The 15,651-nt window shown below is 39.0% G+C and carries 14 protein-coding genes; all 14 read right to left on the reverse strand.

Annotation, left to right across the window (positions count from 1 at the left end; genetic code table 11):
• A partial coding sequence (locus ACYVD3_RS20540; protein WP_460644362.1) for a type I polyketide synthase occupies positions 1 to 1,784 on the reverse strand: 1,784 nt, incomplete at its 3' end.
• A 6-nt stretch (positions 1,785 to 1,790) separates the two neighbouring features.
• Positions 1,791 to 3,059, reverse strand: a complete 1,269-nt coding sequence (gene fabD / locus ACYVD3_RS20545; RefSeq protein ID WP_460644363.1) for an ACP S-malonyltransferase — start codon at positions 3,057 to 3,059, stop codon at positions 1,791 to 1,793.
• Positions 3,060 to 3,079: 20 nt separating this feature from the next.
• The gene (locus tag ACYVD3_RS20550; protein ID WP_460644364.1) at positions 3,080 to 4,936 is read right to left on the reverse strand and encodes a phosphopantetheine-binding protein; all 1,857 of its coding nucleotides are present in this window, start codon (positions 4,934 to 4,936) and stop codon (positions 3,080 to 3,082) included.
• A 13-nt stretch (positions 4,937 to 4,949) separates the two neighbouring features.
• Complete coding sequence (locus ACYVD3_RS20555; RefSeq protein ID WP_460644365.1) at positions 4,950 to 5,222, reverse strand: phosphopantetheine-binding protein; 273 nt, start codon at positions 5,220 to 5,222, stop codon at positions 4,950 to 4,952.
• A 17-nt stretch (positions 5,223 to 5,239) separates the two neighbouring features.
• A complete protein-coding gene (locus tag ACYVD3_RS20560) occupies positions 5,240 to 6,490 on the reverse strand; it encodes a twitch domain-containing radical SAM protein (RefSeq protein WP_460644366.1) in 1,251 nt (416 codons plus the stop codon).
• Between the two features lie 25 nt (positions 6,491 to 6,515).
• The gene (locus ACYVD3_RS20565) at positions 6,516 to 7,625 is read right to left on the reverse strand and encodes a radical SAM protein (RefSeq protein WP_460644367.1); all 1,110 of its coding nucleotides are present in this window, start codon (positions 7,623 to 7,625) and stop codon (positions 6,516 to 6,518) included.
• Positions 7,618 to 8,541 (reverse strand): PIG-L deacetylase family protein, encoded by a 924-nt coding sequence (locus tag ACYVD3_RS20570; protein WP_460644368.1) that lies wholly within the window; start codon positions 8,539 to 8,541, stop codon positions 7,618 to 7,620. The genes ACYVD3_RS20565 and ACYVD3_RS20570 overlap by 8 nt, the downstream gene beginning before the upstream one ends.
• Before the next feature lie 27 nt (positions 8,542 to 8,568).
• Positions 8,569 to 9,537, reverse strand: a complete 969-nt coding sequence (locus ACYVD3_RS20575; RefSeq protein WP_460644369.1) for an ABC transporter ATP-binding protein — start codon at positions 9,535 to 9,537, stop codon at positions 8,569 to 8,571.
• On the reverse strand, positions 9,521 to 10,945 hold the full coding sequence (locus tag ACYVD3_RS20580; protein WP_460644370.1) for a class I adenylate-forming enzyme family protein: 1,425 nt from the start codon (positions 10,943 to 10,945) through the stop codon (positions 9,521 to 9,523). Before ACYVD3_RS20580 ends, ACYVD3_RS20575 begins: the two co-directional genes overlap by 17 nt.
• Before the next feature lie 3 nt (positions 10,946 to 10,948).
• Positions 10,949 to 11,755 carry a sugar phosphate isomerase/epimerase family protein gene (locus tag ACYVD3_RS20585; RefSeq protein ID WP_460644371.1) on the reverse strand — a complete coding sequence of 269 codons (807 nt, stop codon included), beginning with the start codon at positions 11,753 to 11,755 and terminating at the stop codon, positions 10,949 to 10,951.
• Positions 11,748 to 12,782 carry a glycosyltransferase family 4 protein gene (locus ACYVD3_RS20590; protein WP_460644372.1) on the reverse strand — a complete coding sequence of 345 codons (1,035 nt, stop codon included), beginning with the start codon at positions 12,780 to 12,782 and terminating at the stop codon, positions 11,748 to 11,750. The genes ACYVD3_RS20585 and ACYVD3_RS20590 overlap by 8 nt, the downstream gene beginning before the upstream one ends.
• Positions 12,779 to 13,708, reverse strand: a complete 930-nt coding sequence (locus ACYVD3_RS20595; RefSeq protein WP_460644373.1) for a radical SAM protein — start codon at positions 13,706 to 13,708, stop codon at positions 12,779 to 12,781. The genes ACYVD3_RS20590 and ACYVD3_RS20595 overlap by 4 nt, the downstream gene beginning before the upstream one ends.
• 10 nt (positions 13,709 to 13,718) lie before the next feature.
• Positions 13,719 to 14,492 (reverse strand): glycosyltransferase family 2 protein, encoded by a 774-nt coding sequence (locus tag ACYVD3_RS20600; protein ID WP_460644374.1) that lies wholly within the window; start codon positions 14,490 to 14,492, stop codon positions 13,719 to 13,721.
• A 28-nt stretch (positions 14,493 to 14,520) separates the two neighbouring features.
• Positions 14,521 to 15,627, reverse strand: a complete 1,107-nt coding sequence (locus ACYVD3_RS20605; protein ID WP_460644375.1) for a radical SAM protein — start codon at positions 15,625 to 15,627, stop codon at positions 14,521 to 14,523.
• Positions 15,628 to 15,651: the final 24 nt, after the last annotated feature.

Consider the following 15,651-nt stretch of genomic DNA (forward strand, 5'->3'; position numbering starts at 1 on the left):
GCTAAACCGATTTCCACTGCCAGGCGTTGATCTGGTTTTACACTTCTTATTCTATTATTAATGGCACTGCTGATCTGGTGCACTTCACTTTGAGTCACTTCTGTTGCTTTACTTTTTGTTCTATCATCAGTGATAATCTTATGGCGGCCATAATAAACACCATCTACATTGACCGTTTCCAGTGTGTTTGCCGTCATAATTTTTTGCAGCTTAAACGCTAAATCATCAATATTAAAAAAGATGATAAAAAGCCGATGGGAATAATGATTTCTCCCTTTATTTACGGTAAAACAGAGATCCGTCAAATTAACATCAGGCTGGGCAGTAATAATCTGATTATAACACTTTAGTAGTTCACCGATACCTTCCTGATATTGTGCCGATAGTGTTAGAAAATACCCCCACTCATTAATCACCACTGTTTGAGTTCGGTTTGGTGCTTCCTCAATCACAACATGACAATTAGTACCACTTAATCCAAAAGAACTGATGCCCGCCCGCCTTGGATAATCATTGGTTTCCCATTTTGTCAGACGATCATTCACATAAATTGGCGAATCTAGAAAATCGATCTTCCGATTGGGCCGAACAAAGTGTAGAGAAGGCGGGAGTTCTTTGTACTTGCATGCTAACGTTGCTTTTATTAATCCGACGATTCCGGCGGCATGATCTAAATGTCCAATATTGGTTTTCACAGAACCAATGGCGCAGAATTGCTTTTTATTGGTATATTGTCTAAAAGCTCTTTGAAGACCGCTTATTTCGATTGGATCTCCCAATTTTGTTCCCGTACCATGAGCTTCAATATACGTTATTGTTTCCGGATTAATATCAGCATCCAGCCATGCTTTAGTAATTACCATTTCCTGTGCGATTGAATTAGGTGCAGTAAGCCCTACCGCTTGACCATCCTGGTTTATCGCACTGCCCTTAATAACGGCATATATTTGATCACCATCTTCCCAGGCCTTAAGATAGGGTTTTAATAATATCGAACAGACTCCCTCACCACTGCCGGTTCCATCCGAATTATCGGTGAAGCTTTTTGTTCTTCTGTCGGTCGAGATAATCCCAATATCAGCATTACCCGTATCGAGCGGCAACAGTTCGATCTTAACACTGCCGGCAATGGCCAGCTCACATTCCCCGGCTCTCAGTGCCTGACAAGCAAGATGTACGGCTGTCAAAGACGAAGAACAGGCAGTGTCAACCATGATACTTGGACCATGAAAATCAAAGAGATAGGAAACTCTGCCGGCAATAATAGAATTCATATTACCTACCGATGCAACACCTGCCATCGAGGGATTGGATTTAACGGCAAATTCTTTATATGCATCGCCTGAATCGCTCATTAATCCTAAATAAACTCCTGTATTTGAACCGGTCAATTGTCCGCCACCATAACCGGCGTCCTCGATCGTACTCCATATATTTTCTAAAAAAAGCCGCTGATGAGGATTGATTACCTCCGCTTCTTTAGGTGAAATACCAAAAAAGTTATAATCAAACTGATCAATATTGGATAAAAAAGCCGCTTCATAATACTGAGGTTCTTCAGATATGACCGACCTATCAAGCAAAGAAATTTGATCATTTAGCCTGCGCGCTTTCGGATATTGACAGATCAAGTCCTCTCCTTTAAGCAGACATTGCCAAAAATCCATTAAGTTATTACAAGAACCAATTTTGCCAGACATCCCAATAATTGCGATCTCATGGTTATTAAACTCCGTGAGATCAATTTGAATAGGATCAAGTATATCTAAATTTATGGACTTCAACTTAAATCAAGCCCCCTCATCTTCATTTAGTGAAACGAATTCAGGAAAAAAATCCTTCATACCAGTCTCTTGAAAAATTTGTTCAAAACGTTCTCTTTGTTCTTGGACAGGTGTCAATTTGGTTTTAAAAATAATAGTAAGCATATCTAAAGATTCTCGCATTTGTTCCAGAGATGGTTCTTTTTTTTGTTGTTCCAGAACGGCAACCATGTTTTCGATTTTTCGATAAGGTGCAACAACCCCCTTTTGATAAGCTTCATTATCCATATTATAATTTCTGGTACATACTGCAATTGCCATACAGCGGGTTAGCAGCTTCAGGCGGCTGGAGGATTTACTTGTTTTATGAAAATACTGGGATATCGGTGAATAATCTTTACAATCGTCATATCCAAAACTCACTATTTGGGGGTAGTTCTTCGCCAGATCTCTTAAAACTGTCCCTGGTCCCAACTCAATAGTGGTATCAATATCAGAAGCAGATATATATTCCATCGTCTTTTGCCATTGAACCGGATTGACCAGCTGCTTGGTCAAATTGGGGATGATCTGATCTTTCGTTTGATAAAGTTCTCCATCAAAATTGGATATTACCGGATAAGCCAAATCTTTAAAAATGTATTTTGACAATTCGGTATTAAACTGTTGTACTGCTGGTGTCATCAAAGGGCAATGAAACGGAGTATTCACCTTTAGCGGAATTATTTTTGCCCCCAGTTCATTCAATTGCTTTTCAACTTTCAGAACAGCGGATTTGTGACCGGATACCACCGATTGTGTCACCGAATTATAATTGGAAATAACCACACATTCCTGCTCGTTTGAATTCTGCTCACAAACTTGTTGCACAAGTGCAGATTCCACGCCAATAATAACTGACATAGCGCCTAATTCGGAATGAACTGCCTGATGCATAAATTCACCCCTACGTCTGACTAATTTTACAGCATCAATATATGCAATGCCGCCAGAACAAGTAAGTGCTGTAATTTCACCTAAACTATGGCCCGCCAGAAAAGTCGGAATTACCTCATATTCATTAATAAAGCTTTGATACATGGCGTAACTAACTGTTAGTATGGCTGGCTGCGCATTTTCAGTCTTTGTAAGCTCTGCCTTATCCCCCTCAAAGCATAGTTTGGCAAGGTCAAACCCCAATGCTTCTTCCGCTTGTTTAAAAATATCACTGACAAAAGCATATCGTTCATATAATTCTTTTCCCATACCAGGATATTGAGAACCCTGCCCAGGAAATAGAAAAACGGTATTTTTCAAAGTACTACCTCCTAAATACATCAGCAATTCTGAGTTATATATCTAATAATTTTCAAATAGTTATCAAAGTGTTTTTTAGATTGATCTTTATAAGGACTCCCAGATTCAAACCTGATAACAAAACTCTTCTCAATTTCCCAAACGCTAAGCGCTGTCATCTGTGGGTCGGTTGGCAACTCACTGAGGACATCCCCAATACAAAATACAGGTAACGTGCTGTAATTATTTTCTAAGTTAGTCATGCTGAAATTCATGTTTTGGAGTACTGGACTTATTTTTTTATCAACAATTCTTAGTAAGTCGGCCATGTCTTCTACTGCATCTAAATTTACCGTTATTATGGAACCACGACGATTATTACCAGTTATAAAATATATCGAAATATGATACTCATTTGTGATTTTATAGATTAAGTAAAAATAACCAGCTAAAAATATACCAGGTATCCCAATCGGGTAATTTTGTGATACTGTATGAAGCATATTTACAATCTCTTTATAATTGACAGCTCCCATTAAGACGGAATTTTTTCCTTCTTTTTGTTGAGGCCGCCCATATTGTCTCAAAGAAGACGCGTTCTTATTTCGCTGCCCTGCTATAAAACGGGATAATTTAGTAATCGTCGGATAGGCAAAAACATCGGTAACATCAATTTTTTCAGGAAAAAGTTCTTCGATTTTATTGTGCATCGCTACTAAAGTCAGCGAGTTCCCTCCCAATGCAAAAAAATCATCATCTGTTCCGATCGAGTCCTTTTCCAGTACTTCCCGCCAGATTTTAACTAGTATATTCACTATTTTTTGATGATCCGGTAAGATATCTGTAAGCGGCTCATCCAACGGGCCCTTGGGCGCCGAGAGCGCCAAATAATGGATCGGTTTAATCTGACGATTTTCCTCATATTCGGTTGCAAAACGCTGTAATTTAAGTGCCAGTTCATGTTCTTGCTTTGCTAGTTCAACAATTTTAACAACGATCCTCTGGACGAGCGGTGAGAAATTCTCCATATAACTTGATTTGATAAACATAATATTGAGATTATACCAACTTTCCCCCAGCTTTATCATCTCCTTGGCAACATCCTGCAACTCAATGACAAGGTAATCATTAGCCAACCGCACCAGAAAATCAGCAAAACTACACCGCGCTAATCTGATATAATTAATTTGTGAGGAAAGAAGTGATAGCCGCTTGTCACCCGCGATCTCAAATTCATTCTGGGGTTGGTAATATAAAGCAATGTCATTGGCAAAATCACACATCTCATCAAAAACGCTGGTACCTTTTTTGGGATTTAAAAAATGCAGGGCTGCATTATTTAATACAGCCTGCCACTTAATCTTCTTCTCCTTATGGTCAGTTCTTTCAAACAAGATACACGAAATACCGCCTTGGTGATAATTCTGGATCGGAAGCTTGATTAAATCTAATGTATAATACGGATCAAAACAATATAATTGCTCTTGACTGTCATTCATACCAACGACCAGACAATAATGCTCCATATGATATACTTTATAAAAATCTGTCCAGGGGCACCAAAATAAATCGATGCTGATCATTACTGGTATCTTTTTTTTGGTGTGATTTATTATCATATCCAGCAATTCTTCGGTTTTATAGCATGAGTTGCGATGGTAAAATTCAGCTTTAATATCATGGTGTTTTTCAAATAACTTCACAAAATCACCGCTATTTGTGCTGATACGTTCACCAAATGTTATAGTTTTGGATAATGAGTCAAATGATTGATAGGAAAACCCCCATACCTCTGAAGACATCATATAATAATCGATTTCCCAGTAGTTTGCCAAAGAGGCAATGATGTTTTCAATACAATTAAGCGCTTCACTATATCGTGGCGATAAATTTATCATTTTAAAATAATCCTCACAAATGAATATTAACCATTACCAGCTGCTTTTCAATATAATCCACCAAGTTTGAAATCGGATTTACCAGCTCTACGCTAAGGTCCTCTTCACTAATATCAACCCCAAACTTAAGTTCTGCTTTCACAATAATTGTCACAACTTCCATCGAATCTAATCTAAATTCACTTACCAGATTACTGTTTTCAGTAAGTTCAAAAGTTTTATCATGATCCTTTAATGTTGAAGAAACTACTTCTTCTAATCCTTTGTAAATCTGATCTTTATCCACAATTTATTCCCTCCGGACTATTTTTTCTTTTCAAAGATGGGTTTTAATTCAGGAAATATATCCAAACAATGCTCATTACGAATCGTATCTATTTTATTGGTATACTCAAGAAATTGGGGGATTAGATGGCTCCAGTCTTTACCATTCATATAATTTAAACATGAATGCCATTTACTAATAAAATATTTACGTTTTATCAGTGTTCCCTGGTCTTGGGTATGATTAAATGGTAGCTGTGCTTTCATCCAGGAAATATGTTCTTTTATTTTCTGTACAGCCAACTGCTTTATTTCTTCAGGAAGAATTCTGATATTGTAAAATCCCGGCTCATTGAGAACATTTAGATAAAACTCATCAACCTTAATATATTTGTCTTCAACCATTTGCTTGTGAAAATCAGGTAAGTGCAATATGTTAAATGCACTCACAGTATAATCAATAATAATGCTGATATTAGGACATTCTTTTTTTAATAATCGTAGGTTTTCCTTTATCTTTTCCCAGTTTAATCCTTTGCGAAGATATTCGCATTTTTCGTAGCTGCCATCCAGACTAATAAGCAACGTTATATTCGTAAATTTCTGCCATAGAATTATAAATCTATCAATTTTAGTAAAATTAGTATTATAAATCAAATGTACATCGTGTTTTTGTAAATGATCCAATTTCTCTAATATCAATAGGTTTTCTTCTAATAACAGCGGCTCCCCGCCAGCAAAAAACAGTTCCTCGACTGCTGGAAAGCAGCAATCTAAATCATTGAAAAATTTATGAGTATCAATAATTCCGCTTGGTTCCGGTGAATCGGCAACAGCATCTAACCCTAATATCCAGCAATCACTGCAGGTGCGACACTGTAAATTGCATCGATTAGAAAATCGTAAGTCCCAATAAATCGGTTTTGCATTGGCTGAAAAACCGTTTTCATCAGTTTCCTGGATCCATTGAAAATATTTTTCATATTTTGAATTAGATAATTTTCTTAAACTTCTGATATTGGCATTTTCATGTTCATAACAATTAATGCAGCATTCGCACCTCTCATCATTTAGCAATCGCAAGCGAAAATCTCTGATTGCCTCCCCATCCCACAAATCAATAAAAGAATATTCATTTAAATTACCATATATTAGTGATTGTGTTTCAACTGCCTGCTGGCAGCAAGGTGACATATTCCCTAATTTGGACGCATAAAGGTGGACCCAGGGCAATACGCAGAAATGCTGTCCTAATTTAAAAAGATCTATAATTTGTTCTTGGCTTCTCATAATCATACCCTTTCTGTCTTTCACATTATAAACTTTTGTTACAGCTGGGATCAGCTTGTTTCCAGTCACTACAGAACGTTTGAGCCACCATCGGACACCCACCCTGACAAAAACAAAAAGTGGGGCAACTGCGGCAGATATTATTAGTTTTTAGAATTCTGCTGCGAGACTCTAACTTTTCTACCCATTCTGGAAACTGCTCTAAGATTTCTTGAACAGGTGACAAATTAATATTTCCGATCCAGAACTTTGGCTCATTAATCATTGCCACACAGCCGGTAACATTACCTTCAGAAGTAATTGCAACATTCTGTTTAAAGGCACCGCATCCCCCAATACAATCCGATCTGATCAGAATATTGCTTTTATTTCTAAAACACCTTCTTAACTGGGTGGTAATCTCCTGATGAATGTATTGCGGCAATGTCGCAATAACCAGCAAATTATCAGGTGCTGATTGCAGACTCAGTGATAATTCCTGATAAAGATCAATCCAATCTAATTCGGATACAGTATCAAGCGAAGCAGTGAGAGATACATATCTATTTCGTAATATATGAACAAAGGAAACGCCCAGATCATTGGCAAACTGTAACAGATCGCTCATCTGGTTTTTATTTTCGGACAGATACACCATGTTAAGACCGACTCTAAATCCGTTTGCAACAAGTAACTTAATTCCTGTCAAAGCAGAGCGATAAGCTTTTTTACTACCACGAATCGAGTTGTGTGTCGTCTCATCAGGAGAATCCAGGGATACTGCAATAAAGTCAAAATCATCTGCGCAAAATGAATATTTATTTAAGCTCTTTTCTAAAAAAGTACCATTCGTAACCATATGCAATTTAGCGCCGCTGCTTCTGATTCTTTTTACCAATTTATAAATGAGATCATCTCTTAACAACGGTTCTCCACCTGAAATATCAAACCTGGTATAGCCTTGATCGATCAGGCTATCAACTAGCCTAAGGTAGGCCTGCTCAGATACTTCACACTTTACCAAAGGATGTGCTGCCGAACCAGAATAGCACATGGAACAACTTAAATTACACATAATTGTTGGAAATAAATAAGCGGTTGGTTCAAAACTTGTAAAAATATTTCTAATGTAAGGTATTCCCTTCGCTTCATCCATTTTGATCGTTCTCCCTTAATAACTGATATAGATCATCATTCTTCGAATTGCCAGAAAACCAAAGACGTTCTTGGCCATCCCGGTATTTTAAGATTCTTCGGGTTAATCCAGGTGATAATTGAGAAACGTACATTTTTATCATCTTCTGTTTTAAATCTCTTTCATAATTATTTAATTTTACTGTTAATGATTGAAAAAACTCAGGTTCAATAAAGCCATCGCACGCATATGGAAGATCATCATAAAAAAAAATCGGCACATCAATAGGTGCCATTTTATCAATGATAATGCGGGTTAACCGATGATCAACATGACTAATCCCAAGCGGACACAGAATAACAAAAGGGTTAGCAGGTAAATGCGCTTTAAGTTCTTCTAAGTATTTCTCAATCGGCTCATCTGATTGGAGTGGTTCCTCAATATTTTTATAATTCCTTAATAGGGCATCATTCCAGCCCATTTGCGAGGTCGTCGCATTAATTAAACTTGCCGCTGCTTTTTCCTCGGCGATCCGCAGCCTTTGTAAGCTGGTAAAATTTGTTTTTAATTTTCTTAAAATTGTGTAGGGATCAACTGAAAATAAAGTCAAAATATGAATTCTGCAGCTTAATGCTAATCGTCCTAATAATCCCCCAATGGAATAGGCCGCATCATCCAGGTGTGGTGAAACCACCAGAACTAAAGGAGCTTCTGGCTCCGGAAACGGTAATGAATTGTATGTAATAACAGCCTGAGTCCGAATTAATTCATCAATAATTTTCTGGGGATACTGGTCTATTGCTTCCGGTATATCGGTCAGATCCCGATATACCAAAGCAGCCTCAATGGAAATTTCACAACACCGGGCATCCCCGAAATACAGTTCCGTCTCCACACATGAATAATGTGGAAGTTTTAATATATCACGATAAACCAATGATATCCCTCCAATATATAATTCCCATTAATAAAACTGAGTGAGCACTTCTTCCAGCCCTGTTTCGGCCACCGATATATCAACTATTTTTAAACGGGGCAATATTGTGGCTAACAATTCCTGGGTGGATTTTACTTCTACCCGCCAAACCAGTGTATAAGGATCCACTATTTCCGGAACAAACTTATCCCATTTTAATTGTTGATTATAAGGTTCATCGATTTGAACTTTAACGATTCTAAGCGGTGTGTAACCAGCCTTTATTGCACTTAACGTGCTGGTTATTATAGTTTTGCCGTGATTAATTATTTGGATCCGATCAGCCAGCCGCTCGATATCTTTTATATAGTGACTGGTTAAAATAACACCGCATCCGTAATTTACATTGTACTCTTTAATAAATTCAATGATTTGGTTTTGCGAAATAAAGTCTAAGCCAATAGTTGGTTCATCTAAAAAAAGAACTTGTGGTTGATGAATAAAGGCCAATATCAAATCCATTTTTAGCCTCTCACCTAATGATAAATGACGTACTGGCACATTAACACGAGCTCCGACATCCAACATATCGATCATCTTGGTAATATGCATTTTAAATTGTTCTTCCGGGATATGATAGATTAACTGGTGAAGCCTGAATGTTTCTAACGCCGGCAAATCAAGCCAAAGCTGAGTTCGTTGGCCCGCCACCAAAGCGATTTTTTTAAGAAATTTTTTTTCTCGTTTAGATGGTATAAATCCCGCAACTTCGACTGTCCCTTTATCTGGATAAACAATCCCGCACAACGCTTTAAGCGTTGTCGATTTACCTGCGCCGTTAGGGCCAATTAATCCCAAAATCTCTCCCGGCATAACTTGCAGATTCATTTCACTGATTGCGTTTATTTCAATATATTTGCGATTAAAAAAACTCTGCAGCGCCCCCCGCAAACCTTCTGCTTTTTGAACTGTCCGATAATTGACGCACAATCCAGTGGCTTTAATTAATGGCTCCATTAAACTCCTCCCTTTGCTTTATTCGTTTTATCTGTCCTTTCTTATCCCGTTCAAAATCTTTTACAAAAAAATATTTGTGAGGGATTTTATAAGGCGCCAAACGTTTCCTGCAAAAAGCACGTAATTCCAATTCATTAGGAATATTATTGAGTGGCCGGAGGTAAGCAATTAAGATAGTCCCTTTGCGGGTGTTACTCTCAGGAATGACCACAGCTTCGGCGATATCGGGATGTTGCTGTAAGACGGTTTCAATTTCACCCGGATGCAGACCTAGTCCATTCACCTTAATCCGATCACGATTCCGACCCAAAATCACCAGTTCTCCTGATTCATTCAGCAACCCTTGATCCCCTGTTTCATATTCATGGTTCATGACAGAAAATCCGCCATTTTGCCAAATGCGACATGCCAGACCATCACCGCTGATGCAAATAGAACCAACTTCTTTAACCTTTAAATCTTCCCCCTGAGGGCCGACAATCCTTAAGCATATGTTGCTTAAAGGCCGTCCCAGACTGGGATAGTGATTTACTGTTTCCAAAGTGGGCATTGTAACTGCTCCTGCTTCAGTACAACCATAATATTGAAATAATGGCGCATTAAATAGCTTCCGGAAGCTATGATAGATGTCAAGTGGTAACGCAGCCCCTGCACTTAAGCCCATTCTTATCTTGACATCCGTTATTTGCGTTTGCAATAAAAAGGAATAGAAAGTTGGCACACCAATTACAATAGTCACTGCTTCTCGTTTCATGATCCGAAGCCAACTTGCCTGGGAACTGATTGACAAGGTCGATACCAATCTTGCGCCAACACGGATTCCCGCCAAAAAGTGGATTACCAATCCCAGCGCATGAGTCCATGGTGCCAAACTAAAGATCCGGTCGGAACTGGTATAATGTAACCGTTTTAGGGCAGCATCAACTTCACTAAATATTGCTGTCCATGTACGAGCAACTATTTTAGGTTCTCCGGTGGAGCCAGAAGTACACATCATAACTTCACCAAAGAGTGTGATTGAACCATGTACCGGTGCAGCAATTGGTGTATTTAAGCATTCTGATAGCTGTATAACAGTGATACCTAAATCTTTTAAATACGTCAGTTCCCGATTGTCGGTCAGCACAATCTTAGCTTTTACACAGTTTAAAATCATTTCAACTTCACTTTCTGACCAGTTCGGATTTATCAGCAAAGCTGATGCTCCTAACCGCCCCAGAGCTAAAATTGCTGAAGCCAGTTGAAAACGTTCTTTTATTTGCACTATAACTATCTCAAAGTGGACATGGGGTAGGAGCCAGTTATAGATATTTTCTTCATTTTCCAGTAGTTGGTCATAAGTCAGTTCGGTTCCCCCATCCACCAGAAAGATATTATTGGTTGCATTATGCAGGTTAATTTCGACCATCGCTCAACCCTCCAAATCATTGAATATTCTCTTTAGAAACCGGCCCGTACGGCTCAATTCAAGCACCAGTGACCTTTCCCAGCTTGGAAATAACTCCAAAGTTAAATCTTTTGTGTAATGAATCGATTTAAGCACATCGGCAATTTTCGACCAATCAGCACTCCCCTGTCCGACCGGATATATTTGGTGGGGAGTGGTTGCTGCTGCATCGGAGATATGGATCTTTTCCAATTTATCCTTGAATCGCAATAACCATTCGGCAGTATTACCATATGGCAGGGCATTACCAATATCAAAACAAATCCCAACATTAGGACCTACCGCATTGATTAAATCGGCTAATTTATTAAGATCATAACTGAAGCTATACCATACATTTTCTATTAAAAACAAGATTCCTTTACTTTTAGCCTTAGCATTAAGCTCTTGGATAACTGCTATTGCTTTTTTCCAATCTTCATGAATACCACCAGGTATAATTGTCACATGTTTGCCTCCCAACATGGCCGCTAAATCAATCATTTTATCAACTGCGTGAATAGCGCGGTTCCGTGACGCTTTATCATCTGAAATAATCGAATCGTTACTATGGATCATGGTACTAAAACCGGTTACCGATAACTCCGCTTCAGATAATGCTTCAAACAGCCATTCCAGTTCATTTCTATTGATCTCTGGCGGAATTGGCCATTGCCCGTTGTCAACATGCATCTCGATTCCCTCAAAACCACAATTATGAATTAATTTTAACAGCCGCGGCCAATGCTGACGTGGCGTCCCCAACAAGCACCATGCAGTTACACTAATCATTTTTTATCATCCTCCATTTCTTAAAGGCAGTACCGCAAACCACTTTAAAATATCGTTCCAATTCAATCCCGATATAATCCCAAGACCACCGCTCTGCCCGTTCTAAACCTGCTGTACGCAGATGCTGCCAGACTGTCCGGTCGCTGGCCAACTGATACAAGGCCCGGCCCATTGCTGCGGTATCACCGACCTTCACAACTAAGCTCTGATCAGGGATCAGGTCACGACTACCGCCATTATCGGTAGTAACAAAGGGGATGCCTGTTGCCATCGCCTCTAAAAGAGGCAGGCCGAATCCCTCTGACGACGAAGCGGATAATAAGGCATCAGCTGACCTGTAAATTTCCCCAATCATATCTTGGGGCGGATTAACGAACCATTCTACTTCCAACCCTACCGGTGTAACTGTCTCGACTTTACGTACCAAACGAATTAACCGAACATCAACGCCCAGATGCTGCAGATATTTAAGCGCTAAATATGCCTGTGGAATCTGTTTTAAAGGATGGGAATAACTTCCGACAAGCAGCACCTTAAAGGGCTTGCTTACTTCTGGTGCATCTCTTTTAGCCGGATAATAAATCGCTTTTGATATTGCCGGTGGTATTATCTCTGAATTGCTTCCATATTCTTTTAGGATATCCTGCAGATATTTAGAAACCACTATTTTCGGGTTTGATAGTGCAAACGCGTTTTGAGCAGCATTTACTAATTGGGGATCATGATAAAGTTTTGGTTCATCAACCTGTACGAAACTAATTACTCTGTTGTGGCCATATTGACGTACAAACCAATTTGCCACCAAACAATCTAAGACAACAATCAATTCCTTCTCATCAATGTGCAGCATTCGTAAATTAGAAATATATTCGACCGGTATGAAAGGGCTACTCCAGTCAAGTGAATTAGCTCCTAACACTGCAAGTCTGACTTGATGCCCGCGTTTATGTAAAATATTACAATGGCTAATCGCTACTTTTGTAGCCCCGTTTACCTGAAGTCTCGTTCCCACATATATAATCTTCATATACTTCTCTCTGAATAGCATGCAAATAAGCAGCCAGGGCAGCTTTTCTTCGCAGCTGTTTCAACAATCTGCCGGTATTCTTTTGAATCCCATATTTCATTTGTTGTCAGACTACCAATGTTGAGGTCAGTCATACATTTCCAGCAAGCCCCAACTTGACCTGAAGCATCAACGGTTGAACTGGCAGCGGGAATTTGACAGCCATTATCTGGCATTATCGGCTCATTCTTAAAATAACGGATCATGTTCTGCAAATATGCATCATCAGGAAAATGTATTCTAAGATTAGCAGCAAGCGATTTAGATTGATACAGTACCCCTTCTAAGTTCTTTAGCTGTTGTTCGGGAATTAGAAAAATTTCACTTTTCCCAGCTCTATCATTAATGCAAAAGGATGGATCAAACACATTAAGAAATAGTTGGCGGACACCGAACTCTTGAACGATCCCAAGCACATCTGGCAATGCCTGATAATTTACTTTTGATACGGTAAAAAGAACATTAACCATTCTGGACAATTTTTTGTCCCTGAATATTTTTAAGGAATTAATTACTTTATCATAAACTCCGGCACCACGGATGTAGTCGTTCAATTCACGCGGCCCATCCAATGATAGGGAAATATTATTAAGTCCCGCCTGCAACAATCTTTCTACCACATTAGCATCCAGTAGTGTGCCATTACAACTCATATTAATATGGAACCTTAAACTGCGGGCATATTCAATAATTTGAAAAATATCTTTATGAACTAATGGCTCTCCACCTGTAAGATATAGTTGGCGAGCCCCTTTTTCACTGGCACTTATGAGAATCGGCTTGATTTGATCAAAATTAAGTTCATTCAGCTGCATACAGCTGTCACATGTTAAACAATGTAAATTACATGCAGAAGTCAATTCTAAATATAAATTTTTGAGCCTCATCAGATTCCCCCTATTCCCCTAAAAAAAGCTGTTCAACCTGACCTTCTTGGATCGTTCGTAAGGTCAGCCGGACAAACCATTGGATCATTGAATCATGGGGATACTTCTCACGCAAATATTTAAAGTTCCCAATTCTTTTTTCAAACTTTATTTGCATATCATCAATGCCTAAATGATAATTGACAGCGTTTTCATTTGTTACTGGCTGCGCACCTTCTTGCAGCAGGCGGTAAGCTAAATCAGTATCCTCACAACCGCTCCAGGTAAAGTTCATATCAAATCCATCAATCTGTTTTAACATCGACATTGAAACCGAAGCATTACTGGTAACAAAATATGCCCATGAACTCTCTTGACTCATCATCTTCCAATGTTTGATCGCATTTTGCTCCCACCGGGGCAGATAAAAACTTCCATCTGCTCTTTTTTGATAACGCAATCCCCGGACTATTGCATTGTTATGTATTTTGTGACTGTTGACATGCGCCATAATAAAATCTGCCGAAACCACCATATCATCATCACTGAAAACAATGATCTCACCAGTTGCGTGCCTAAGGCCGGTATTTCTGGCAAAAGCAGCGTTACTGGTGCCTGAGGGAATTGAAAATATCGCTACTTTGGGGATCCTGATTTGATTACAAATTTCTTGCAACGCTTGTTGTTCGCCTTCCGTGATAAGCAAAATTGTAAAATCCTGATAACTCTGTTTTTTGAAGGACTCCAGCACTGAAATAAGACCCGCTGCTGGACGATTAGTTGGTATAATTACATCGACTTTCATATCCATTCTCCCGATTCCATTATTGGCGTTAAAAAACATCATCTGTTATCATTGTTCTTTGAATTTCACCTAAGACATCAAAAACGTTTGTAACCTGGCCGATTGCCATGCCCTGTAGTTCATTTTTCCCAATGCTTCCTTGCAGATAACCATTTAATATCTCCCACCCGCCTTCAAAACAGGTATGACAAAAGCCGCTATTAACCGTTCTCCCACTATAAAGCACTTTTTCTTTGGCAATATCTGCCCGCACGATATCAGGTTCCTTATTGATCGAACTGACGATTGCCGGTATGCAGGGACAGCTTTTTACCCTGCCACGGTGATCTATACCATAGACGATATAGGGAACATAACAACGATTTGGCCGGCGGCCGTTTTTTAGAAACTGAGCCAAGCCAGACAAGTAACTTTGAGGCGGTAAGATTTTTCGATATTTATCAAAATTAGCTAACAAATCCTCTACAGCAAGCAACTGACAATCTGCCGGTTTATATTCTCCCTTCGTCCATCTCACAGGAAAGGGAACCAGCTTAAGATAATGCCCGGCCTCGGCATACGGTAATAAGTATTCAGCAAATCCGCAGATTTGTTCAATGTTTCGATCATGGAGAACGGATTGTACCTCGACTTTAATTCCCCGCTCTAAACAATACTGCAAATTCTTTAACAACTGATCACTCATTCGTTTTGTAGTTACACGGTAGCTATTCATCTCAAAGGTGTATCCGTCTAATGAGAAATATAGCAATAAGTTCTTGCACTGACTCAGCGAATCAATCATTGCTCGATCTAAACATACACCATTGGTAGTCAATATAATCAAATCATATTGAGGTGAAACTTCTTGAATAAAATCAGAAATCCCGTGAATCAGAGTCAATTCACCACCAATTACACTTAGGATTGGTGTCGGTCCGATTTCTAAAGCTTTATTAACATGTCTGCGCATTTTAATACCAAGTTGTGCCTGTGCTGAAGCATCCAGCTCAATTATATTGCCACCATACTCTTCTAAGGTGTGGATCCCATTATGTGTGGGGATCGGTTTTAACGGAGCGGTGCAATATTGACAACGTAAATTGCAGGCATCATCAATAAACATTAGTTCCGCAATCAAGTTATGATATCGCATAAGCAAATCTCCTATAATCAACTT

Source organism: Lacrimispora brassicae (assembly GCF_054772055.1).

Bases quoted from the DNA above. Each gene is read 5' to 3' on its own strand.
- ACYVD3_RS20560 (WP_460644366.1), bottom strand. From the start codon at position 6,490: ATGAGAAGCCAAGAACAAATTATAGATCTTTTTAAATTAGGACAGCAT.
- ACYVD3_RS20565 (WP_460644367.1), bottom strand. From the start codon at position 7,625: ATGGATGAAGCGAAGGGAATACCTTACATTAGAAATATTTTTACAAGT.
- ACYVD3_RS20590 (WP_460644372.1), bottom strand. From the start codon at position 12,782: ATGAAGATTATATATGTGGGAACGAGACTTCAGGTAAACGGGGCTACA.
- ACYVD3_RS20575 (WP_460644369.1), bottom strand. From the start codon at position 9,537: ATGGAGCCATTAATTAAAGCCACTGGATTGTGCGTCAATTATCGGACA.
- ACYVD3_RS20550 (WP_460644364.1), bottom strand. From the start codon at position 4,936: ATGATAAATTTATCGCCACGATATAGTGAAGCGCTTAATTGTATTGAA.
- ACYVD3_RS20600 (WP_460644374.1), bottom strand. From the start codon at position 14,492: ATGAAAGTCGATGTAATTATACCAACTAATCGTCCAGCAGCGGGTCTT.
- ACYVD3_RS20585 (WP_460644371.1), bottom strand. From the start codon at position 11,755: ATGATTAGTGTAACTGCATGGTGCTTGTTGGGGACGCCACGTCAGCAT.
- ACYVD3_RS20580 (WP_460644370.1), bottom strand. From the start codon at position 10,945: ATGGTCGAAATTAACCTGCATAATGCAACCAATAATATCTTTCTGGTG.
- ACYVD3_RS20605 (WP_460644375.1), bottom strand. From the start codon at position 15,627: ATGCGATATCATAACTTGATTGCGGAACTAATGTTTATTGATGATGCC.
- ACYVD3_RS20595 (WP_460644373.1), bottom strand. From the start codon at position 13,708: ATGAGGCTCAAAAATTTATATTTAGAATTGACTTCTGCATGTAATTTA.